The sequence below is a fragment of the Vibrio sp. SCP2 genome, from assembly GCF_059295395.1.
In genome coordinates this window covers 423859-447339 of record NZ_JCAFVV010000001.1, presented here as the reverse complement: position 1 = coordinate 447339, position 23481 = coordinate 423859, and the positions used below count along the sequence as shown (strand labels likewise).

At 44.9% G+C, this 23481-nt stretch carries 21 protein-coding genes; 13 read left to right on the top strand and 8 right to left on the bottom strand.

Annotated features, from left to right (window positions below; genetic code table 11):
- Both secF and AC5O63_RS02175 read left to right on the top strand, forming a co-directional pair.
- Entirely contained in the window at window positions 1-903 is a 903-nt protein-coding gene (gene secF, locus AC5O63_RS02180; protein ID WP_004746032.1) for a protein translocase subunit SecF, read from the top strand.
- Window positions 904-1398: 495 nt separating this feature from the next.
- Window positions 1399-2664 carry a Rid family hydrolase gene (locus AC5O63_RS02175; RefSeq protein WP_494503753.1) on the top strand — a complete coding sequence of 422 codons (1266 nt, stop codon included), beginning with the start codon at window positions 1399-1401 and terminating at the stop codon, window positions 2662-2664.
- Between the two features lie 204 nt (window positions 2665-2868).
- Here AC5O63_RS02175 and AC5O63_RS02170 read toward each other — a convergent pair whose 3' ends face one another.
- The gene (locus AC5O63_RS02170) at window positions 2869-3117 is read right to left on the bottom strand and encodes a hypothetical protein (protein ID WP_486788170.1); all 249 of its coding nucleotides are present in this window, start codon (window positions 3115-3117) and stop codon (window positions 2869-2871) included.
- Window positions 3118-3367: 250 nt separating this feature from the next.
- On the opposite strand from AC5O63_RS02170, the gene AC5O63_RS02165 reads away from it, so the two are divergent.
- From AC5O63_RS02165 to AC5O63_RS02130, 8 genes are all read left to right on the top strand, one after another.
- On the top strand, window positions 3368-4012 hold the full coding sequence (locus tag AC5O63_RS02165; protein ID WP_494503752.1) for a hypothetical protein: 645 nt from the start codon (window positions 3368-3370) through the stop codon (window positions 4010-4012).
- Between the two features lie 9 nt (window positions 4013-4021).
- Window positions 4022-4705 (top strand): ABC transporter ATP-binding protein, encoded by a 684-nt coding sequence (locus AC5O63_RS02160; RefSeq protein WP_494503751.1) that lies wholly within the window; start codon window positions 4022-4024, stop codon window positions 4703-4705.
- Window positions 4693-5952: an ABC transporter permease gene (locus AC5O63_RS02155; RefSeq protein WP_494503750.1), complete on the top strand. Its 1260-nt coding sequence runs from the start codon at window positions 4693-4695 to the stop codon at window positions 5950-5952. The genes AC5O63_RS02160 and AC5O63_RS02155 overlap by 13 nt, the downstream gene beginning before the upstream one ends.
- Complete coding sequence (locus AC5O63_RS02150; protein ID WP_494503749.1) at window positions 5945-6703, top strand: outer membrane lipoprotein-sorting protein; 759 nt, start codon at window positions 5945-5947, stop codon at window positions 6701-6703. Before AC5O63_RS02155 ends, AC5O63_RS02150 begins: the two co-directional genes overlap by 8 nt.
- Window positions 6704-7972: a hypothetical protein gene (locus AC5O63_RS02145; protein ID WP_494503748.1), complete on the top strand. Its 1269-nt coding sequence runs from the start codon at window positions 6704-6706 to the stop codon at window positions 7970-7972. It begins immediately after the preceding gene.
- Complete coding sequence (locus tag AC5O63_RS02140) at window positions 7972-9006, top strand: sensor histidine kinase (protein WP_494503747.1); 1035 nt, start codon at window positions 7972-7974, stop codon at window positions 9004-9006. Before AC5O63_RS02145 ends, AC5O63_RS02140 begins: the two co-directional genes overlap by 1 nt.
- Window positions 9007-9019: 13 nt before the next feature.
- Window positions 9020-9805: a LytR/AlgR family response regulator transcription factor gene (locus AC5O63_RS02135; protein WP_494503746.1), complete on the top strand. Its 786-nt coding sequence runs from the start codon at window positions 9020-9022 to the stop codon at window positions 9803-9805.
- Window positions 9806-9896: 91 nt separating this feature from the next.
- Entirely contained in the window at window positions 9897-10508 is a 612-nt protein-coding gene (locus AC5O63_RS02130) for a DsbA family protein (protein ID WP_494503745.1), read from the top strand.
- Between the two features lie 65 nt (window positions 10509-10573).
- Here the strand turns inward: AC5O63_RS02130 and AC5O63_RS02125 are convergent, their stop codons facing one another.
- Window positions 10574-12205 carry a glycoside hydrolase family 13 protein gene (locus tag AC5O63_RS02125; protein WP_494503744.1) on the bottom strand — a complete coding sequence of 544 codons (1632 nt, stop codon included), beginning with the start codon at window positions 12203-12205 and terminating at the stop codon, window positions 10574-10576.
- Between the two features lie 145 nt (window positions 12206-12350).
- Here AC5O63_RS02125 and AC5O63_RS02120 point away from each other — a divergent pair, with 145 nt between their 5' ends.
- Entirely contained in the window at window positions 12351-13247 is an 897-nt protein-coding gene (locus AC5O63_RS02120) for a LysR family transcriptional regulator (protein WP_494503743.1), read from the top strand.
- Between the two features lie 49 nt (window positions 13248-13296).
- Here the strand turns inward: AC5O63_RS02120 and malE are convergent, their stop codons facing one another.
- The 3 genes from malE to AC5O63_RS02105 all read right to left on the bottom strand — a co-directional run bounded on the left by malE (window position 13297) and on the right by AC5O63_RS02105 (window position 18320).
- Window positions 13297-14475 (bottom strand): maltose/maltodextrin ABC transporter substrate-binding protein MalE, encoded by a 1179-nt coding sequence (malE, locus tag AC5O63_RS02115; protein WP_494503742.1) that lies wholly within the window; start codon window positions 14473-14475, stop codon window positions 13297-13299.
- 199 nt (window positions 14476-14674) lie between these two features.
- Window positions 14675-16528 (bottom strand): maltodextrin glucosidase, encoded by a 1854-nt coding sequence (gene malZ, locus AC5O63_RS02110; RefSeq protein ID WP_494503741.1) that lies wholly within the window; start codon window positions 16526-16528, stop codon window positions 14675-14677.
- Window position 16529: 1 nt separating this feature from the next.
- The gene (locus AC5O63_RS02105; RefSeq protein WP_494503740.1) at window positions 16530-18320 is read right to left on the bottom strand and encodes an alpha-amylase family glycosyl hydrolase; all 1791 of its coding nucleotides are present in this window, start codon (window positions 18318-18320) and stop codon (window positions 16530-16532) included.
- A gap of 267 nt (window positions 18321-18587) precedes the next feature.
- Here AC5O63_RS02105 and AC5O63_RS02100 point away from each other — a divergent pair, with 267 nt between their 5' ends.
- Window positions 18588-20021, top strand: a complete 1434-nt coding sequence (locus tag AC5O63_RS02100) for a serine hydrolase domain-containing protein (RefSeq protein WP_494503739.1) — start codon at window positions 18588-18590, stop codon at window positions 20019-20021.
- Window positions 20022-20231: 210 nt separating this feature from the next.
- A complete protein-coding gene (locus AC5O63_RS02095; protein ID WP_004749433.1) occupies window positions 20232-20426 on the top strand; it encodes a hypothetical protein in 195 nt (64 codons plus the stop codon).
- A 48-nt stretch (window positions 20427-20474) separates the two neighbouring features.
- Here the strand turns inward: AC5O63_RS02095 and dgcA are convergent, their stop codons facing one another.
- The 3 genes from dgcA to AC5O63_RS02080 form a co-directional block, all read right to left on the bottom strand.
- Window positions 20475-21443 (bottom strand): N-acetyl-D-Glu racemase DgcA, encoded by a 969-nt coding sequence (dgcA, locus tag AC5O63_RS02090; RefSeq protein WP_494503738.1) that lies wholly within the window; start codon window positions 21441-21443, stop codon window positions 20475-20477.
- Between the two features lie 11 nt (window positions 21444-21454).
- On the bottom strand, window positions 21455-22459 hold the full coding sequence (gene dgcN / locus AC5O63_RS02085; RefSeq protein ID WP_494503737.1) for an N-acetyltransferase DgcN: 1005 nt from the start codon (window positions 22457-22459) through the stop codon (window positions 21455-21457).
- 96 nt (window positions 22460-22555) lie between these two features.
- Complete coding sequence (locus tag AC5O63_RS02080) at window positions 22556-23422, bottom strand: LysR family transcriptional regulator (RefSeq protein ID WP_494503736.1); 867 nt, start codon at window positions 23420-23422, stop codon at window positions 22556-22558.
- Window positions 23423-23481 lie beyond the last annotated feature (59 nt).

Genomic DNA, 23481 nt, shown 5'->3' with positions numbered 1-23481 from the left:
ATGGTTGAATTTTTTAAACAGCATATTCGTCGAGTTCGCTACATTACCAACTTTGTATCGTTCGCGTTAATGGTCATCTCACTTGTTGCGTTGGGGATGAATGGCTTAAACATGGGGCTCGACTTTACTGGCGGTATGGTCACTGAAGTCAAAGTAGACAACAATGTTACCCATGAACAACTTGTTGATGCCCTGCAACCAGAACTAGGTCAGTTCACTAATGTGACTCACTCAGATCAAGATGGTCGATGGGTAATTCGCTATCCAATTCCTGAGCAAGGCGAACAATCAGCGGACCTAGTTAAAACACTCTCGCCGATTTCTCACCAAGTGGATGTGATCAGCAATAGCATGGTCGGCTCTCAAGTAGGGCAAGACTTAGTCGACCAAGGCGGTTTAGCGCTGATGATCTCTATGATGTGTATTTTAGGTTATCTGTGTTTCCGCTTTGAGTGGCGATTGGCAAGCGGCTCTTTGTTAGCATTGGTTCACGATGTGGTGCTTGTGTTGGGCTTTTTCGCTGCAACACAGATGGAATTTAACCTGACCGTGTTTGCTGCGATACTGGCGATTCTTGGTTACTCGCTTAACGACTCGATAATCATTGCCGACCGAATTCGTGAGTTGTTGATCGCTAAACAGTCATTGCCAACCGAAGAGATTAACGACCAAGCCGTTATGGCGACCTTCTCGCGAACTATGGTGACTTCGGGTACCACGTTAATGACGGTATCGGCATTGTGGATTATGGGCGGTAGCGCGCTGCAAGGTTTCGCTATTGCGATGTTCATCGGTATTCTGTCAGGAACCTGGTCTTCGATCTCCATGGGTACGGTGTTACCAGAATGGCTAAAACTTGAGCCCAAGCACTATCTTCCTGTCGAGATTGACAACGCGCCATAAAGCGATGAGTTAAATGAAAGGCCCTGAGCGATACGTCTCAGGGCCTTTTTGTTTCTAGCGATATTACCTAGCGTTAAGCCTGTTTTGGTCGCTTCTTAACGACACCTAGAATAATTTATGCACTCACAGAGAGATAAATCGCAGTGGTTAGATTGAATTGGCATGACTTTGTCCAGATTCTTGTGAAGCGGCTATCAGATCTGATCGAAACAAACCTCAGAGAACAGCTTTCTCAATGATTATGTATTCACTATTCTGGGAAAATTACATTATTTAATGAGTGCGAGTTTAATCAAGTAATAAAAATCTGGATATTTAATCTGGTAGTGACTAAATATCCTTATTTTCACCAGTTTATAGTAAAAGTAGTTCTTGATTCTAGTCACAATTAACAGCCAATAATTCACTTACTATCGTGTCACTTTAATTCCAATAACAAAAACTAACCCAAGATAAAATAACTATCTAGCGTGAAATAGAAGGATAAAAATCGACATGAGTGGCGCAATCATTAAAGTTTCAAGAAACACCGAAAATGCACCTGTTTCTGAGCTGTCTACGCAAAGCGTAGCATTCTCTCACTACAATAATATCTCTGCGCAGTTACCCCTAGACCCTGCTACTGGGCAGGTTGTTGTAGGTGATGTAAAAGAGCAAGCGAAACAGTGTTTAAACAATATTAAGGCGATTGTTGAAAGTATTGATCACGTCATGGACGACGTTGTACGTATTAATGTTCACCTAAAGAACATTGCAGACATGGAAGCTGTGGACGAAGTATACGAGACTTTCTTCCCGAACCTCATTCCAACCCGTACCACTGTGGCTGTGAATGCACTACCACACGGTGATGCTTTGGTTCAAATGGACGCGCTAATTTCAAATGGCGAAGGTACAGCACCTCAAGAGCCTTGTGCGCTTATCAAGCTATCAAGAAACACTGAGCAAGCACCCGTCAGTGCAGTATCTACACAAACCGTTGCATTCTCGCACTACAACAATATCTCAGCTCAGCTGCCAATTGATGCGGAAACAGGCAAGCTAATTGAAGGTGGCGTTCAAGAGCAGACGGCTCAATGTTTGAAGAACATCAAAGCTATCATGGAGAGCATTGATGTCCCATTTGATGACATTGTAAAAGTGAACGTGTATCTGAAAGATCTAGCGGATATGAAAGAGGTCGATACGGCATACACGACTTTCTTCCCAGATTCGTCTATCGCACGCACTGTCGGTTATATGCCAGCACGTACTTTTGTTTCTGTGGCAGACCTTCCAATGGGTGCGAAAGTTCAGTTAGATGCCGTCGTTTCTCATGGTGATGGTACACCACCACAAGAAGTGGAAGATAGACACGGTATTGTGATTCGTGCGCATAACACAGAAAATGCGCCAGTTAATCCATTTCACTCTCAAACAGTGGCATTTTCTCACTACAACCACATTGCAGCGCAGCTGCCAATGAAAGCAGGCGCGAGCCAATTGGTTGCTGGTGGAGCAAAAGAGCAGGCTCAACAGTGTCTCGATAACATTAAAGCGATTGTTGAAAGCATCAATCACGTGATGGACGATATTGTTAAAGTAAACATTCAACTGCGTGATATGGCTGATCTAGAGGCCGTAAATGAAATTTACAAGACGTACTTTGAACGTGAACTGCCAGCGCGTACTGTTGTTGGTGTCGCTGAAATCGCAATGGATGCATTAGTACAGATTGATGTGGTTGTTTCGAACGGTGAAGGTACACCGCCAAACGCATAATGTTAATCAATTATAAATAATGGGAAGAGGCTGACTAAATTAGTTAGCCTCTTTTTTATAATAACTGGATAACTGGATAACTGGATAATTATCCGAAATATTGGATAGTGTTTATTTTAGTTATTGTATTTGTAAAATATAAAGTTATTTTCGTTAAAATAAAGCCTGCATATAGGCAGGCTTAGTATATATTTAGGCAGTAAATTAGTGAGGGCGTTTAGGTCCATTGCGAACCAAGTCTTGTCCAGTCTGGAATACTTCCTCTGTCACCCAACGACCTAACACAAGTTGGTGCTTATCATCTAATACTGCAACAAATCGGCGTCCGTCACTGTTGTTGGTTGCGAGTACTACGCCAGCGGCATTACTCAGCCCAAGTACACCACTCTCTACAGCGATTAGGAAAGCCTCCAGTTCTGTTAAGTCTGCGATAATTCTGTCGTCATTAATCATTGGTCTATCTCGTTACATTTCTTACTTATAGCCAAGCATTTAGTAAAAAGCAGTGGCTCAATTATTGGCGCTACTCTAACGATCATAGTGGGAAAAATCTATAGCTGCACTCCGTTAGCGTTGAGGGATTATCCATTTAATCCGCTTTACGACCGTTTACTCCCGATTTCTTCCATTCGTCGCATAGCGCTGCCGACTTTTTCTGACGCAGTTATTCTTCCATCATCAAAACAGGCAAGGGATTATTCAGATGAAAACAGTAACGTTAGCGAGCTTATTTAGTATTGGGTTAGTTGTAGCGACACAAGTCGTCGCGGCGCCGAGTGAGGAGCTGATTGCTCAATACAATCTTGCAGCAGAAGGCGATGAAGACAAGGTGGAACTTGTTCATCAGCAGTTAGAGACTCAAATTGCTACCGATGGCGCTGACCCATTGAGTTTGGTGTATCTAGGAAGCACTCAGACTCTTATGGGGCGAGATGCGTTTATGCCGTGGAACAAAATGAAGTACACAGAGCAAGGGCTAGCGACCATCAGTAAAGGTTTGGATCTTCTAAGCAGCCAATCAACACCGTTAGAACAACAAGAATACCGTCAAGGGCTGCCTGAATCGTTACTTGCAAGATCAATCGCGGGTGCAACGTTTACTTCGTTACCGGATATGTTCAACCACTTTGAGCGGGGCTATGACGTGTTTCTCGACTTGTTAGCCGATGAGTCGTTTAAGCAACAGCACTATGATGCCATCTCTTGGGTTTATATCTATGCCATTCAAGCGGCACTTCGAGCAGAGGATAAACCTCAAGCTAAGCAGTGGGTCGCTGAAATGCAAGCTAGAAACCCGAATCACCCTATGACAGTTCAAGCTAAAGCAATTCTAGATTCTGCAGCTTAAGGAGGCGTTATGATTGAGTTTAAGCAGATTAATAAAACCTATCGAATTGGCCAACAGCAGGTACATGCCTTAAATCAGGTCAGTGGTGTGATTAGTAAAGGCGAGATGGTGGCTCTATGTGGGCCATCGGGCTCGGGCAAGAGTACGCTCCTCAACATATTAGGCTTACTCGATATGGACTACCAAGGTTCCATTGAATTATCTGGCCTTGCTTACCCAAGAGAAGCGATTAAGGCGGCTCATATGCGCCGCAACCAACTTGGCTTCGTGTTTCAAAAGTTTAACCTGATCCCTGTTATGACTGCGTGGGAAAATGTCGCTTATCCATTGATGTTAAATGGCTTTTCTTTGCAAGAGCAAAAACAAAAAGCGTTTGAAATCTTGGATAAAGTTGGCCTTAAAGAGTTTGCCAAGCATCGCCCAGACAACCTTTCTGGAGGTCAGCAACAGCGGGTTGCTATCGCGAGAGCCCTAGTACACAAACCGCAAATGGTGATTGCAGATGAGCCTACCGCAAGCTTAGACAGCCATACTGCCTCGGTAGTCATCGAACTGATGAAGGGGTTAGGGCACGAGTTGGGTACCACTTTTATTGTTGCGACACACGATCCCCGTATGGCGCAGCAGTGTGACCGAAGCATTGACCTATTGGACGGTACTATCAACAAGGAGCCAATGAAATGGGCAAGCTAATTCCACCATCATGGCGTATCGCGTTTCTTAACCTTCAGAGAAATAAACGTCGTAGTGTACTGTCTGTACTGATCATAGCGATTGCTATTTTTGCTCTAACTTCTGCAGGTGGCTTTGGGCTTTACACTTATGATTCTTTGAAAGAGTCGACGGCAAGAGACACTGGTCATTTGACTATCAGCCAGCCTGACTTCTTCGAAAAAGATGAAGAGATGCCACTGGCAAATGGTCTGTCAGATGGCACTCAAATCACACAGCAATTGATTGTCAACGATAAAGTGCGTGGTGTTCAGCCGAGAATCGAGTTTACCGGTCTTGTCTCTAACGGAAGTAAATCGACCATCTTTGTTGGCACTGGTGTCAATGAACGCGAGTTTGATATGAAAGGACCGTTTTTGGATGTTCGCCAAGGTAAAACGCTGTCGAGCATTCAATCTTCTCGCTACGACCCAAGTGAGCCAGAAGTCATGCTTGGCGTCGATTTAGCGCGCAATCTAAATGTTAGCATTGGTGACTGGGTCACATTGCTGGCGACAACCAGTGATGGCGCGCTAAATGCCTATGACTACAAAGTTCGCGGGATCTATTCAACGGGTGTGCCTGAACTGGATAAGCGCCAGCTCTACATTCATATCAAGTCTGCTCAGGAGCTTTTAGGTAGTGACAAGGTCAGCACATTATCCGTGTTCCTATTTGATACTGAGCAAACAATGCCGATGAAGCTTTGGGTTGAGCAGCAGCTGGCAGACATGTCTCTCGCGGAGCCAGTTGAAGTGACGCCATGGCAAGAGCGCGCATTCTTCTATACCAAAGTTAAAGACCTGTATGACCGAATTTTCGGCATTATGGGCGCTGTGATGGCGTTGGTGGTGTTTGTCGCACTGTTTAACACTATGACGATGTCGGTCACTGAACGCACACGAGAAATTGGCACCCTGTCGGCACTAGGCACTTATCCGAGAGAAATTGTGTCTGGCTTTGTACGCGAGTCCGCCTTGCTGGCCCTGATTGGTTCGTTCATTGGAGGCGTCATCAGCCTGTTAGTGAGTCTATTGCTTATGGTTGTGGATGTGCAAATGCCACCCCCTCCGGGCCGAACAGAAGGTTACCCACTCAATATCTACTTTTCACCAGAACTACTCTCTATGACAGCCGTGGGCGTGTTGCTCATATGTGTTGTGGCAGCATGGTTATCTGCATCGAAAGGGGTTAAGAAGCCAATAACGGAGGCGTTGATTTATGTTTAGTTTGATTAAGAAGATAGTTGTAGCGTCAGTGCTTATCGCCAGTGCTTCGAGTGTAATGGCGAAAGATGTCGCGACCATGGTTAAGAATGCCGATCAGTACCGCCTTGATACTGATGCCGCCAAAGTGGTGTCACTGGTCAGCCTGTTTGAAAATGGAGAGTTGGATAAAACGCGTGAGTACAATGTTTACACTCGTCCAAATCGAGAGTCTCTAGTGCTGTTTAAATCCCAAGTTGAAGCAGGGCAAAAAATGCTGATGCTAGGGGACAACTACTGGCTAGTGATGCCGAAAAGCCGCCGTCCAATCCGCATTACACCAATGCAGAAGTTATTGGGTGAGGCGTCAGTCGGGGATATTTCAACCCTGACTTGGAGCGAAGATTACCATGCAACGTTTGTAAAACCGGAACAACTGGATGTAAACGGTGATTCCTTACTGGTTAATCACCTACGTTTAAGAGCGACGACCAAAGGGGCAAGTTATTCGAAAATTGAACTGTGGTTAGATGAAAGTAACGACTTTCCTATCAAAGCTGATCTTTATCTGCGCTCGGGTAAGCTAGCCAAACAAGCTTGGTTTACCCAAGGTGAACGTGATGGTTTGCAGCGAGTTGTTGCCATGACGCTGCTTGACCAAATCCAGCCTGCGAAAAAGACCGTGATTGAATATCAGCAAATCACGCCAGTGGCACTAGAAGATAAATACTACAACCCAGCGTATTTAACGCGTAATGCGTTGTCGGAGTTATAAATGAAACATTGCCTTGCATTAACTTGCTTATTGGTATTTTCAACGTCTGTTGTGGCGGACGAAGTGAGCTTTGACTGGGATTACACACTCAGTGCTAGCACCGCGCAGCATCGAGATTCCGCTTTGCTTGGTAAGTCGAGCGACAGCAGTAGCGAAACGGTAGATGCGCTTATCGACTTACAACTAGAAGGCTATGGGTTCACGGGCTTGATAGCGGCAAAAGGCAATCAAATCTACAGCTCAGATTCGTCTGAGTCATATGATGGCGAGTTGATAATCCAAGAGTTGTTTTGGCAAGGTAGTACAGAGTTTTTTAAAGCTCCAATTGATTTAACGTTAGGTAAAGTGCGCCTCGATTGGGGGGTAGGTTACGGCTATCGCCCACTCGATGTATTTAAACCTTACCGAAGAAACCCTGTTGGTATTCAAGTTGAAGAAGGAACCGACGTCGCGATGGCGTCTTACTTTGACATGTCAGGTGAGTGGAGCCTTGTTTACAGCGACTCTTCATGGACGCAACAAGAAGGTAGCCAGTTAGAAGAGGCCTCTGAGCAGCAAGGTATTGGTCTAAGGCGATATGTTCTGTCGGGAGACAGTGAATGGCAAGGATTGGCTTACTATGATGACGTTCGCCAAGGTTTACTCGGTGGTTCATTTGTGACTGTTCTCAATGATGCTTGGTCACTGCATAGCTCTGCACTCTATCAACGTAAATACTTAAGCTATATCCAAGGCGAAAATCATCAACCAGTCACCTTGGCGGAGCAAACGGACGCAGTTCAAGCTCTGGTCGGGCTTAACTGGGCAAATGCAGTCGGCAACAACATCATCTTAGAGTATTGGTATGACAGTCGCAGCTGGAGTCAAAGTGAATGGAATAACGCATTCGAGCACGTGGCTTTTTTATCGAACGATCAATCACTTAAGCCGTTGGCTTCATCGTATGCACAAGGGTTAAATAATACTAATTTGGTGCAACATAATATGATGTTTCATTGGTCGTTAGACTCTTCGAGTTGGAGCCAATGGTCTTGGTCAAAAGAGTATTTGTGGCTAAACAAACTGACTCCGACGTTTGATCTTCTTTATTCCCCCCAAGATCAGGGAGTGATAGCGACTCAGTGGTTGGATTATCGGGTGTATGACTCTGGCTCTGCGTCATTTTCAGCGGAACTTGCTGCGCGTTTTATGACGGGTGACAGCGAGTCTGTGTATGCAAATTTATCAGATAAGCGTATGATTTTTATTAATCTAAGAGGAAGGTTTTAATGAAGGAATCGTCGAGTTACGCTGCAAATGCCTTTAAAAGTTTTGCCTATACCACGATCTTTTGCGCAGTGATTGCTTTTGTCACTCAATCTATTTGGCCAAGTGCCTACCTAGAGCATCTGGCGATAAGTTTAGGCTATGGTTACAGCTCGGTTGTGAGCTCATTGGTGATCAGCCGCTTGTGGCCGCAGCTGTCTAATCAAGTGGTTACCGGGTTGTCGATAGTGAGCGCTATGGTTTTCGGTACGCTGAATGCCTACTGGTGGTTAAATAGTTACGAAAAGTTCTCTGATATCAGCCAACTTAAACCAGTAGCAATTCTTGGTTTTATCTTCTCAGCGACATGCTTTTTCTACTTTTACACGCATGAGCAAAAGATACTGGCGCAAAAGGAGTTGGAAACAGCCAAGCGAATTCAATCAGAACAAGAGAAAGCCTTAGTCAAGAGCCAGCTTCGTCAACTGCAAAGCCAAATTGAACCACATTTCCTATTTAACACCTTGGCCAACGTCAATGCGTTGATCAGTCATGACCCAAAAGCGGCGCAGCATATGTTAGGGAAATTGACGGATTTGCTAAGAGGGACGCTACAAAACAGCCGTAAAGAGACTTCGACTTTAAAAGCAGAATTAGACTTGGTTGATGCCTACTTAGCGATACAAAAGATCCGTCTCGATGAACGCTTAAACTATCAGATCACCAACTCGATCAGTGAAGAGGTATTGTTTGCCCCTTTGCTGTTGCAACCTTTGGTTGAAAATGCGATTCAGCATGGTATTGAACCAAAAGTTGATGGTGGCGAGATCTCTATCGAAGTCTCGAAAAAAGAACAGCTTATGGTTATTGAAGTCGAGGATTCTGGTGTAGGGTTTGCTAATGCGCCAAACAGCAGTGGCAATGGTATTGGGTTAGAAAACACCAAAGAGAGAATTGCTGCGCTTTATGGCAACCAAGCGAGCTTGAAAATGAAGCAATCTGCCTCTGGTGGTGTGTTGGCCGTGATTCAAATTCCGTTCAATCAATTGAACTCGTAATAGGAAGGATTTAATGACAATCAAGGAAGTTAGCGCAGTCATCGCCGATGATGAACCATTGTTGAGACATCACCTTAACAAAATGCTGGCTGATGTTTGGCCTCAATTAGAAATTGTCGGGCAGGCTAAAAACGGTCAAGAAGCGCTGGAAATGATTGAACAATTCGAGCCAGATCTTGTATTCCTTGATATCAAAATGCCTCAACTGGATGGCATGGCTGCAGCAAAAGCTCTCACTAAGATGGATTGCCCAACTCAAGTCGTGTTTATTACTGCCTACGATGAGTACGCGCTACAGGCGTTTGAAGCCAATGCTCTTGATTACTTGCTAAAGCCGTTATCCGAGCAGCGCCTAGAGCAATGTGTTGTGAAGATAAAGCAGCGAATTGAGAGCGTAACTACACCTACTCCGCCAGATATGGCGGCGCTACTTGCACAAATTCAACAGCTTGGTCATCAATCAGCGCCAAGCTATCTAAATTGGGTAAGGGCAAGCAAAGGGGAAGATATTCACCTCATCTCCATTTCAGATGTGCTCTATTTCAAGGCGGAAGATAAGTATGTTTCGGTGTTCACACAAGAAGAAGGTAAAACGGTCGAGTACCTGCTTAGAACCTCGTTAAAAGAGTTGATACAACAGCTTGACCCAGACAACTTTTGGCAGATACATCGTTCAACCATAGTCAATGTCTCCGCCGTCGAGAAAGTGAAGAAAGTTATTACTGGGAAAATGGTCGTCGTAATTGGTGATGCTAAGCTCCCAGTTAGCCGTGCAATGCAAAGCCAATTTACTAAGTGATCCGGTTATAGAATTACTTAATGTCTTGTAGTGCAATTTGATTCTCAGCAGTTATGCTTAAAGCTATCAATAATATGCTGGAGCGATGTAAATGGCTGACAATAAACTTTACTATGTTTATGACCCTATGTGTTCATGGTGTTGGGGGTACAAGCCAGTCTGGCAGCAGATTTGTCAGATACTAGAGGGCAAAATTGATATTCAATATGTGGTTGGCGGCTTAGCGCCAGATTCTGACCAACCCATGCCGAAAGAGATGCAACAGCAAATAGCGTCGTACTGGAAAAGAATCGAAGACTTTCTTGGTACCCAGTTTAATTATGATTTCTGGAACAAAAATACCCCGAGACGTTCTACTTACCCTGCCTGCAGAGCGGTGTTAGCTGCGCGTAAGCAAAGCGCAGAGAAACAAATGCTGACCGCAATTCAAACTGCGTATTACCTTGAGGCGAGAAACCCGAGTGACAGCGATGTGCTTATCGATCTTGCTGACAGCATTGGTTTAGATTTAGAACGATTTGAGTCCGACTTTGGCTCGGTCACCTTGAACGAGGAGTTCATGCGCGAGTTGGATTTTGCTCGTAGCATAGGGGGGAATAGTTTCCCATCATTGTTTGTGCAAACGGCTGAAGGACTTGTCGAACTTCAAGTGGATTACCAATCAGCACAAACCACTATTAGCCAGATTGAACAATTGATTTAGGCTTGCGATGCCAACAAAGAAACACCGGGTTAATGCCCGGTGTTTTTGGTTAAGGATCGATTCAATTAGAGTTTAACTGCGATAGATTCGAATGGCTTAAGGTTTATTTCATTGCTAAGCGAATCGATTGAGTGACCGTTGCTGATTAAGGTCTTGACCTGCTGACCAACCAAGTAGTCGGGTAGTTCAACACTGATGGATTCAGCACTGAAGTTATTAAATACCACTATGTGTTCCGCAAGCCCCTTGCGCTCATAGGCGAACAGTTGTGGGTGATCTTCCAGTAGCGGGATGAAATCGCCATAGACAATCACTGGGTGTGCTTTACGCAGCGAGATAAGTTGCTGATAGTGATAGAAGATTGAGTCTTTGTCGGCAAGTGCTCTAGCGACATTGATTTCTGTGTAGTTTGGGTTGACCTCTATCCACGGAGTACCATTGGTAAAGCCTGCATGATGGTCATCATTCCATTGCATTGGCGTACGCGCATTATCGCGGCCATTTTCATGGATGGCTGTCATCATGTGTTCATGACTCACTCCCGATTCTGTCTTCACCTTATAGAAATTGACGGTTTCGATATCTTTGTATTGTTCAATGTTTTCAAACGCAACGTTGGTCATGCCAATCTCTTCGCCTTGATAGATGTAAGGCGTGCCTTTCATAAAGTGCAAAGTCGTGGCGAGCATCTTGGCAGATTCAACTCGATATTGCTTGTCACAGCCATATTTCGAGACGACACGCGGGAGATCGTGGTTGTTCCAAAATAGTGAGTTCCAACCTTGGCTTTTTAGCTCAACCTGCCATTTTGTTAGCACACGCTTAAACTCGTTTAAATCGAGTGGAATAGGGCGCCATTTATCACCGTTTTGCCAAGTCAGTGTGATGTGTTCAAACTGAAACACCATAGAAAGCTCATGCCTTGCAGGATCGCTATACAGTTTAGCAATCTCTGGTGTTGCACCCCACGTTTCGCCTACCGTGAGTAAGTCTTTGTTACCAAACGTTGCTTGGTTCATTTTCTGCAGTAATGGATGCAGGCGGTCACCGTTGCCTGTGATGCCTTTATCGATCTCTTTACCAATAAGGTCGATCACATCTAATCGGAAACCACCAATCCCTTGCTCGATCCACCAGTTCATCATCTCGAACACTTTGTCGTGGACGTTTGGGTTTTCCCAGTTTAAGTCAGGTTGGCGTTTTGAAAATAGATGGAAATAGTACTGCTGATTCTCTTCATCCCACTGCCACGCGCTGCCACCAAAAATAGAGTCTATCTGGCTTGGTGGAGTGCCGTCTGGATTGGCGTCGCGCCAAATGTAGAACTCCCGATATTCGCTGTTAGGGTTTTGCTTTGCTTCAACAAACCAAGGGTGTTCATCAGAGGTATGGTTGACCACTAAATCCATGACGATGCGAATACCGCGTTGTTTAGCTTGTGCAATCAGCTCGCGCATATCTTCCATGGATCCAAACTCAGGTGCGATAGCTTGATAATCTGAAATATCGTAGCCGTTGTCGTCCATCGGTGACTGATAAACAGGAGAGAGCCAAATAACGTCAATCCCGAGTTTATCTAGATAGTCGAGTTTGCTGATGATGCCTTGAAGGTCACCAATACCATCGTTGTTTGAATCACAAAAGCTGCGCGGATAGATCTGATAGACCACACTGTCATGCCACCAACGTTTTTCCATTTTCTAAGCCCTAACTGAACTGATTAACTGATCAGACTATAGCGAACTAATACAGGTAAAAATAATTGATTGTTTGAATTGCCCTATAGAAAAAATCAATACCACACGCTAGGCTTTAGCCTTCAGAAAACGGATGCGTGAAAGTATGGATAAGCAATATCGTTATTTCTATGAAGTTGCGCGGCAGGGCAGCATAAAAGCCGCTGCTGATAAGCTCTTTATTAGTCAGCCTTCCTTGACGACAGCAATTAAAAAGTTAGAAGAGCAGCTGGGAGCCGACTTGTTCGTCAGAAGGTCAAAAGGTGTCGAGCTTACAGAATATGGTTGGGTGTACTTTCGCTATGTTCAGGAGGTGCAAGAAAAGCACACCCAGATGATGCATCAAATGTCGGATATGAAGCTCAGAAGCGGTGGTAAGGTTAAACTGGGTATTGGGGAAGCTTGGTGGCAATGCTTTGGCGCGGAAGCGGTTCAGCAATTCACAAAGAAATTTCCTAACAGTTCAATGCACATCGAATTTGGTAATGGCTTGTCGATGCTCCATCACCTGATCAACGACGATATTGACCTGTTTGTTGGTCATGAAATTATCGGTATTAACACACGTCATCGTGTTCGTTTTATTCCGCTCTTTCAGGAACGTGAAGCTTGGTACGTTCGACCGGAGCACCCTTTAAGAGGCGAAGCCAATATTGCTGATAAAACCAAAGACTATCCGCTGGTTAAGGTTACGCCTGACCATGCTCGCCATGGCGATGTACTTACAGAAGAGGGGGCGGAACTGTTCACCGTTGCTGCGCAAAATACCCAAGTTACGTATGAGCTAGATTCGCTCTCAGCCAGTATTGATATGGTTAAAATGAGTAATGCGATTATGCCTTATACCTCTGAAATGGAGACGTATTTTGTTAACCAAGGTTTAGCCCTGTTATGGCTAAACAAAGAGCAGCTTGGTCAGGTAGGGATTTACACTAAGGTAGGTGACTTTACCAAACCAACCCAAGCCTTAATTGATCTGATTATAAAAAAAGCCGAGAGTTAAACTCTCGGCAAAAGGACTGAACAAGTTAAAAGAAGAAAGTAAGTCGATATTATTTAATGATCTGTTTCGCTGCCGTATCAAGGGCTTGTTTTACCGTTTGTTTTCCTTGCATTGCGTTATCAATAGCTGCTCCTTCGGCAAACCAGTAAGCAGTCATCTGCGGAATGTTAGGCATGATCTCGCCATTTTCAGCATTGGTCATTGTTGCCTTGATTCGCTCATCGCTTTCTAGGATTTTCTGGAAGCTTTTTAGTGTGACGGCACCAAGCGGTTTGTCGTCATTCATGATTTTTAACGCGTCATCAACGAACAAGTAGTTTTCTAATAGTTCGACGGCTAAATCTTCATTTGGGCTCCCAGCATTAATACCTGCACTGAGGACGCCGACAAACGGATTACCCTTACCGCCATTTAGGGTTGGAAGCTCGGCCACGCCATAGTTCAGCCCCATTTTATCTAGGTTGCCCCAAGACCAAGGGCCATTAATTGTCATGGCAACTTCACCTTTGCTAAAGGCAGCTTCGGACACTGAGTAATCCATATCGGGATTGACGACGCCTTGGTTCACCATGTCGACAAGAAACTGAAGTCCCTTAATACCCGCTTCATTATTCACGCCGGTCTTTGAGCCATTATAGCCGCCATCGACCTTTTCAAATGCGTAGGCGCCGCCCGACGAAATCATTGGCCAAGTAAAGTAGGCGTTCTTTACGTCCCACATAATGGCTTGTTTACCTTGCTCTGCCATGTTTTTGTGAATAGCGGCGAGCTCTTCCCATGTTTTTGGCGGCTCGGGCAATAAGTCTTTGTTGTAGATAAGCGAAGGTGTCTCAATGGCGATTGGGTAACCCATAATCTTGCCGTTAACCGTGACCGCATCCCAACTGAAATCGATGAGTTTGTTTTTAAATTCTTGGCTAGGATTGAGCTCCTTTAGAAGGCCAGCCTCTGCATAGCCACCGAATCGGTCATGTGCCCAAATAATAATATCTGGCCCCATTCCTTTCGCGGCGACTTTTTCAAATCGTTCTTCTAAAGATTCAGGGTGCTGAACAATGACTTTGACCCCAGTATCTTCTTCAAACTGTCTACCAATTTCAGCTAAACCTTCGTAGCTTTTATCACCGTTGATCCAAATCGTGATTTCACCTTCGGTCATCGCCATAACAGGGCTTGAAGCCAATACTGCCAGAGTACAAATAGAAAGAGGTTTCAGGAACTTGTTCATCAATATCAATCCATGTCATTAACTTTAAGATAAGGCTACCTCTCCTCCAGCTAATGAGAAAATAGATTATCGAAAGCAATGTATAGGAAAAAACTATATCAGACGTTAAAGATGTGCTTGTGTTCAAAGAAAACGGCGCATCAAAGAAAATGCGCCGCTGGTTTTATCCTTCATAGTGTGAAGTTAAGGTCAACAGACCCTAGGACTCCTCTTTTAACAGCAGCAGTGCTGAGCGAGGTGGCATTGAAAGGTTCAATAGGCCGTTAGAGGCGTAAGATACCTCACCACAGAGTTGTCCATTGAAAGTACATGAGTGTATATCAGCTCGCCAGACTGGCAGTTGGCGGTGGACTGTTTTCTCGCATAAGTTGAAGGCACAGAGCATGGTATTGCCGTCTAGTTTACGTGCAAAAACAAAACAGTCATCATCGTGATGGACGGGAATATAGTCACCTTTCTGTAGGGCAGAGTTCGTTTTTCTTAGAGCAATCAACTTCTTAAACCAGTCAAGATACTCGGAGTTATCCATCTGTTCCCAAGGCATTGTGCGGCGATTGTCAGGGTCATGGCTCCCCACCATACCGAGTTCTGTGCCATAGTAGACGCATGGCGTACCAACGTAACTAAACAGCAACACACTTGCCAGCTTAAATAGGCGAGGGTCATGTTTAACGAGTTCAAGGAAGCGCGCCGTGTCATGGCTATCTAGCTGGTTTAACTGGGCTAGTTGGTTTTGCCATGGCAGTTTAGCTCTTGCTTCTGCTTGCCAATCGATAAACTCCCCGATACTGATATCGATAGGGTCAAAGGCAATATCGAGTTTGGCTAATAAAGCTCTTACAGGATGGGCAAAGCCGTAGTAGTTCATCGCGCCATCTTCTTGATCGCCCTGCAACCACTGTGTCGCTTCAAAGAAGTGCTCTCCGAGTACATAACAATTTGGATTCACTTGCTTCGCTGAATCTCTGAATGCTTTGACATAGTGGGCATTATTTGTCGCGCCTTCGCCTTCACCAAGCATATGAATCACATCAAAGCGCCACGCATCGATTTGATATGGCGGCCTCAACCAGTGTTTGATGACCGCTTCATCGCTGGCGTAGATATAGTCTTTCACCTGCTGGTTTTCAAAGTTCAGTACAGGGAGTGATGGAATTCCCTTCCAGCCGACGTAGTCTTGGCTATCACCATTAAAGAAATAGTAATCCCGATACGGAGAATCCGGTGATTGATAGGCACCAAGGCTATCCTGTAACCCTTGTAAATTAAACCACGGATGCTCTGTTGACGTATGGTTAAACACCGCATCGAGCATGATTTTCATCTCTCTATCACGCAGTTGCTGGCAAAGGCTGGCAAAGTGCTCATTGCTGCCTAAATGGGGGTCAACTTGCAGGTAATCAGAGGTATCGTACTTGTGGTTACTTGGCGCAGTGAAAATTGGGTTTAAGTAGAGCGCAGTTACCCCAAGGTTTTGCAAATAGTCGAGTTTATCTTCAACGCCGTATAAGTCCCCGCCGTAGAACTCGCAACCCGCGTTTCCGCCTTCGGTATCTACGGGTTCACCCCATTGCTTAGTCACGACCGATTTTGTCCCGCCGGAGACTACGTATTCTCCCTCTTTAACGCTGATTTCAGGTTTGCCATTGCAAAAACGGTCAGGGAAGATCTGATAGAAAACCTGCTCTTGCACCCAGTTCGGCGGTTGGTGGTGTGCATTGTATTTAAAGTGAGTCTCTTTTGGTGAAACTCGCTTTGAGACTCCTTTGGCATCAAGCCAGTATTGCCCGCACTCAGTCAAAAGCTTGAAAGTGTAGTGCGAGACATCTCGGTCATTGTTGAGAGGGAAACTCGCTTGCCAGTACGTTAAGTGTTCAGTGGTTTTGCTTAACGTCATCTCGACCAAGTATTCTTCATTATCTGGCTCATGGCGCAGCAAGACTTTGGTAAAGTTGACGGCTTTCTCGGTGGCTAAGGTGACATTGAGTTTATTGTCTTCGCGTGTTAGCCAGTCAACAGATTGTCCATGATAGATAAATGGTAGTGACTTCATCTTAACCTCTCAACTGGTTGAGATTATCTAAACATAGGAAATGGGTTGCCAATGGAGCAAGATCTAATTCGATCCTTGCGCAGCTTTCGTCGACCTTGAGGCGATACGTTTGCTGATTGAGTTTATCAACGAGAGGGTATTGCCCATCACTTAATTGCCACAGCTCCACAAGGTTATTTGGGATAATTAGCTTGAGTTGCTTCGACTGCTTGTCACTAAAGTTAGTGGCGATGATGATGGCTTGTTCATCGTCGGAACGAGCAAACGCATACAGTTTATCCTGCATATCCGCGAAGTTATCAAAATTGGCGGCGTATAAGTCATGGTACTCGCCACATAGGGCTGAATGGTTCAACGTTAGGTTAAGCAGTGTGCTGTAGAAGTTTCTTAGTTCGAGTTCTGATGGTGAAAGAAGGCCGCTATCAAAACGTCCTTCATTCATCCAGCGCTGGTGGGCAGGGACACCAATATAGTCAAAAATTGAAGTTCGTGATGGTTGACCAAACCCTGCCATTTCAGCGCCCGCTTCACCAACCTCTTGACCAAAATAAATCATGGTCGGTGAGGTAGATAAACACGCCGATACCAACATGGCAGGCTTGCCTTTCTCGCCACTGCCTGCAAACTCAGGCGAAGCCACGCGCTGTTCGTCGTGGTTATCAAGGAAGTGGAGCATATGGTGCTCTATATCGCGCAGCTCATGCTGTATGCGTCCAATCTCTTTGGTCGAGCCCTTGTCCTGAATCACCTCTTTGAGTGAATCATAAAGATCGACTTTGTCGTATAAATAGTCCATCTTGCCCAGCTGAATATAGTCGCGATATAAGTCCGGTTGATAGACCTCCGCCATGAGGAAAGCATCTGGATTAACGTGTTTAATCGACGAGTTCATAAAACTCCAAAACTCGACAGGCACCATTTCTGCCATATCGTAACGGAAACCATCGACGCCTTGTTCAAGCCAATACAGTGCGATATCGCGGAACTTAATCCAAGAGTCGGGCACTTGCTTGTCTGACCAAAACTCTAGGTGTTCGTTAGCTGATTTAAAGCGATAGTCTTCAGGTAGTGTTGCAAAGTCTTTGCTGCCGTCGGGTTTTACCCCATAGTTAACTTTGACCGTTTCATACCAATCATCATGATTAGGTTTAGCAAGGCGCGAACCATTGCCTGTCCACTTTGCGGGAAACTCATAATACGGATCGACAAGATCTGGATGTTTTTCACCACCAAGTGGCGGCTCCTCAAGTAGAGTATCAGGCAACTCAAACGCTTGATTGGGGATATAGTAGAAGTTGTTATCTTTGGCGTAAGCAAGGCTAGTGTTATCATGGGCACCAAAGTCGCTGACGCCTTTGGGGTTGTTCAGCCCCTTGTAAACGCGCGCAACATGGTTGGGTACGATGTCGATGATGACCTTCATGCCCGCGTTATGCGTTCTTTCAATCAGCGCTGCAAACTCTTGGTTGCGCTCGCTAGGGTTGTCGGCTAAATCGGGATTGACCGAGTAGTAATCTTTTACCGCGTAAGGTGACCCTGCACGCCCTTTGACCACGCTTGGGTGGTCATTGCTGATACCTACCTCACTGTAGTCACCAATAACAGCATGATGGGGAACCCCCGTATACCAGACATGTGTGATGCCAAGCTTTTTAATCTCGACCAGCGCCTTATCAGTAAAATCGCTGAATTTCCCGACGCCATTTTGTTCAACGGTTCCCCAAGGAATATTGGTTCGATGGGTATTGCCAAATAGCCGAGTGAAGACTTGATAAATATTGTGTTTTTTCATTGTGTAGGGTAGCCAATTGTTGTTTTGTCAAAGGCTAAAACAAGCGGGGGAGAGCCAACTCATCCCTTTTTAAACTATAGGGGGCGTAGAAAAAGAAAGTGTGATTTTAGTTAAACAATTTCGCCTGAATTCTAGCAACCTTCCACCAATATAAAGTTTGGCATTGATAAGATTTATCGCGTTTGGTCTCGCATATTTGCTTAGTAAATGGTTGTATTAAAATAGAATTATTTAGAATGGGAATGAGAAAACTAATCAGGAGTCAGGATGATGATAACAGCTAAACGATGGCGGATTCACAAAGCCTTTTCTGTGGTTACTTGTACGGCTTTACTCTTATCCCATGTGCAAGCAGAAACGCTCACAGCACATCATGGAATGTATGAAGCGGGAAAAGCTGAAGCGCAAAATATGTTCTTTTATGAACAAAACGGCAACCAATACCTTTACAGCGCATGGGGCGTTGTCCCAATAGAGGTCAACGATAAAGGGGAGTTTAATGCGCTAGACCCAAATGTTCCTTTATCAGGCTCTTTCTATCACCAAAAAGACGGGGTGTACCAATCCGGAAGATTCCAATACAGCGAATTTAAAAGCTTGTTTGGACGTGCCGATGTCAATAGTCATGAGCTCAACGTTCCTATGTTATTTGACGACTACTGGTGGAGTAACTTGAGTAACGAAACCAGCTGTGAAAATCAAGAGTGGCAAACTGACAGTAATATCCGCTATGACCAAAGCGTAATAAAATCGCTTGTTGAACTAAGCCAACAATCAGATTCCCTCTATGCGAATACAGACAGTCTACTGGTCGCTAAGGATGGTAAATTAGTCATTGAAAAGTACTTTGGGGGTTGGCAAGCAGACTTTCCTCATACGATACAATCGATCAGTAAAAGCTTAACTTCCCTCGCAGCTGGCTCTGCGATAAAACAAGAGCTGGTCGAAGGCTATCAAACAAAAATAGCAGACCTCATGCCTGCTTATGCCAAGTTTCTTCAACAGGATAAATCCGAGCTGACATTACATCATTTCTTGTCAATGGGCGCTGGCCTCAACTGGGATGAGTGGAGTATCCCTTATGGCAATCCAAATAATGTTCGCTCAATTGAAATGGCAAAAAACGATCCTGTCGAGTTTATTTTAGATCGTGAGCTTGCCGTACAACCTGGCAGCATGTTCCAGTACAACGGTGGTCTAGTGACTATTGTTGGAGAAATTGTCGCCCAACAGAGCGGAAAGAAAAACTTCGCAGACTATTGGCGCTCTAGCCCTCTTAATATGCTTTGTTTTCAAAACGCTTACATGTCAATGCAGGCTGGTGGTGTGAGTAATGCTGCTGGTGGTGGTTATATGCGACCACGAGACATGCTAAAGGTCGGTCAACTGGTCGCACAAGACGGAGTGTGGCAAGGCGAACGAATTTTGCCTGAAGGTTGGATTAAACGCTCGACACAAAAGTATTTAAAAACCCGTGATAGGGGCGTTAGCTACGGATATTACTGGTGGTTAAGTGATGCTGAAGTAGATGGGAAAACTTACTCTGTTGCTTATGGCTTGGGATATGGTGGACAGATAGTCGCTGTGGTGGATGAACTCAACTTAGTCGTGGCGCGAACGGCGTGGCAAATGAATGGACCGACACCGTATCAAGAAATAATGGAGGACTATATTATTCCTGCATTTACTTCAGTTAAATAAGTTAATAAATTTACGTAAAAATTGGTATAGGCTCACAGATTCACTAATTGTGCGAGCCTTTTATTGTTAGCCATACTGATTAGTTTCTCTTTAATATCAGATGCTAACCAAGAGTCTTATAGTGTTTTCTGGTACGAAAGTTCACTTTGACACTTGGAGGAGATTTCCTAAGCTTTATTTGAGTAAAACGTCAGAGGAAAGGAGAACACAATGGCGAAATTCCAACAGGACATCCCTAATCGCGTCACCGTATATCATGATGATATTGACCAAGAAAAAGCGCTAAAGAACGCGATGCTTCCTGAAAAACCAAGATACTTTAACGGCTCACCCACCTACGAAGCATCAAGCGTTGATGAATTCAAAACCAAGCTCAGTCAAATAGGCATGTCACTCGATGTGTAACAGTAAGTAGAATAACCAAGGCAGCCTAAATGGCTGCCTTTTTGTTGTTTACAATAAATGCAATTTGCCTTCACTGTATCTCAATCCATTTTCCACATCTTGACCTAGTAAAACAGGGCCATCTAGATCGACGATTTCTGCACGCGTCGCGATTGGCAAAGCCGCTTTCATGGCAATGGAAGTGCCTAACATGCAGCCAACCATGATACCAAACCCAAGCGAGCGCGCTTGAGCTTCAAGTGCAAACGCTTCGGTGAGCCCGCCAGTTTTATCTAGCTTGATGTTGATCATCTCATAGCAGTCTTTTAGTGAAGATAGGTCTTGTTTGGTATGACAGCTCTCATCAGCACATAGCGGTATGGGATGAGCAATGCCTTGCAATAACTCATCCTGACCAGCAGGAACAGGTTGTTCAATCATCGCGATATCATAGTGAGCGAGACGCTGAAACAGCGACTCTAATTCCATATCGTGCCAAGCTTCATTGGCATCAAGAATGATTTTGCAATTTGGCGCGGCTTGCCTTACAGCTGCAACCCTATGTTCTATGTCTGACTCATCAAGTTTAACCTTGAGTAAGGTCGCCCCTTGTTGGGCATATTGGCGCGCTTGTTCTCCCATGACTTCTGCACTGCCTATAGATACCGTCATTGCCGTTTCTATATTGGGGTTAACGTCGAAGTAAGGTGCGGGAAAGTCGAGTTCATCCATATCGCAAATTAACGCCCACAATGCGCAGTCCAAGGCATTACGTGCTGCACCAGCAGGAAAGTTTTGCAATTGCAGCTTGGCTTGTACTGGAGTTAAGTGCTTTAAATTCACTTGCCAAGTTTCGATTTGTTCTAGTACGGATTCAACACTTTCCTCATAACGTGGGTAAGGAGTACATTCACCGACGCCTTGCCAATTGCCCAAACTAATCGTCACTCGAACGACATTACAGTGAGTCCGGGCACCACGAGAAATAACAAACGGTGTGGCAAGCTTAATTGAGTGAGCTTGGGCTTCAATGTGCATCTTACTCACCTTTAAAGCTGGGCAATATGGTGTGCAATAGAATCAATACCAAAGCGTACAGGGTCTGTCACAGGTAAATTGAATTGCTCTTGCCAATCGGCGCATAAAGCGCGCGCTTCCTCTTCACTGATTGCAGAGGTGTTTAAGCTTATGCCGACAATCTGAACATTGGGATTGGTGAGCTTAGCAGCGGCTAAGTTAGCTGATAGTGTCTCCTCGATTGAAGGGACAGGGCAATGAGGTAAATGACGAATATGCGGGCGACCGATTTCGTGACAAAGCACCAAAGCGTCGGCCTGAGCGCCATGAAGTAACCCCAAACTGACGCCTGCAAAAGAAGGATTAAATAGTGAGCCTTGGCCTTCGATAATATCCCACTCGTGGTCTGTAAAGTCAGGGCTAATCGCTTCTACTGCACCAGAAATAAAATCTGCTACTACGGCATCGACTGAAATGCCTGAGCCTTCAATCAAAATGCCCGTTTGCCCAGTGGCCTTAAATCGCGCATCTACGGAGTGCTTATTGAGAGCACTTTCAAGTGCGAGGGCAGTAAACATTTTGCCAACAGAGCAATCGGTGCCCACGGTTAAAAGGCGCTTACCTAGACGTTTTTTACCACTCCCGACTGCAAGTGATTCGTCAAAGTGGCGTACATCGTGAAGCTGGCATTTGCCTTGTTCTTCAAGCAATTTTAACTGAGGAATATCGGATAGGCGGCTATGCATTCCAGACGCAATATTGAAGCCCATTTCAGCTGCTTGAATTAACGTGTTTTTCCAGCTCTCAGGTATAACGCCACCTGCATTAGCGGTGCCTATGACAAGGGTTTTGACGCCTTGCTCTTTTGCTTGTTGCAACGATAACTCTGGTAAATCTAATGATACGGCTTCTTCGCTCAGCCTCAGTTGCCCTTTACAGGTTTCTGGGCGCCACAAGGCAATGCCACGGGCTGTTTTGGCTGCGATTGGATCAGTGACATCGCCAAGAAAGAGAAGGTAAGGTTGAGCAATTGACATAAGCATCCCTGTTATTGATTGTTTGCAATAACAAGACTGTAACTAGGCGTAGAGTCAGTTTCGAATGCTTATTTTTTTGTTGGGTATAACGTTAGGTTATAGGCTGGAGTAAAGCTGTTCGACAAACCACTTGGCCGCGATCGATAATGGGTAGTGCTCTGCATGAAGTAGAGAAACGGAGACTCTAATGGCAGGTTCGAGTTGAGCGGTTTGCACCTTGTTCTGATAATGCTGCGCTGTCCATGGGTCCACGACCGCGTTACAGTTTCCATACGTGACAAGTTCTGCAGCTGCGCTGTAGCTTCTTACTGAGATTTTAGAGTGATAGCTGGCGTCTACCGCATGAATAGCTTGGTGAAGTCGCAACCCTAATGGATCGCGAGTATCTAGCCCAACTAAGGGGTATTCATTCTCTATAAGTTCTGAAAGTGAATAGCTAGCTTGAGTAGTACTCTTCAGCGGCGTTAATACCGTCATCTCTTGGTCTAGCAGTTCGCTTCTCACTATTGCTGGTGGCGTTTCGTCACCAAAACCAATCGCCAGATCCACCTCATTTTTGATCAAAGCATCACATAACTCGTCTCGGTTACCGGTAGAAATTTCAACGGTATAATCGGTTTCGCGGCAAATTTTATCTACGATGGGGGCAAGTAAGATGGTCGCAAGAATAGGCGGAGCGCCAATTGTCAGGTGTTTTTCTCCTGCTTTTATCTTGTTAGTCAGGTTTCTAAACTGTCCAAGTTGTTGATAAACCTTTTCAGCTTCAGGTAACAGAAAATTAGCTTCTCTAGTTGGGATTAAACGCCCTTTAACACGCTCAAATAGCGCGAAACCTAATTGCTGTTCGGTGTGAGACAAAACGCGGGTAACATTGGGCTGGGAAACAAAAAGCTGTTTTGCCGCACCTGAAACGGTGCCAGTCTTCATTACTGCATAAAACACTTCAAGCTGTCTTAAATTCACCGACCACGATTCCTTCGCTCATTTATTCTTCAATCACTCTAAATGAATTTAGGTATTTA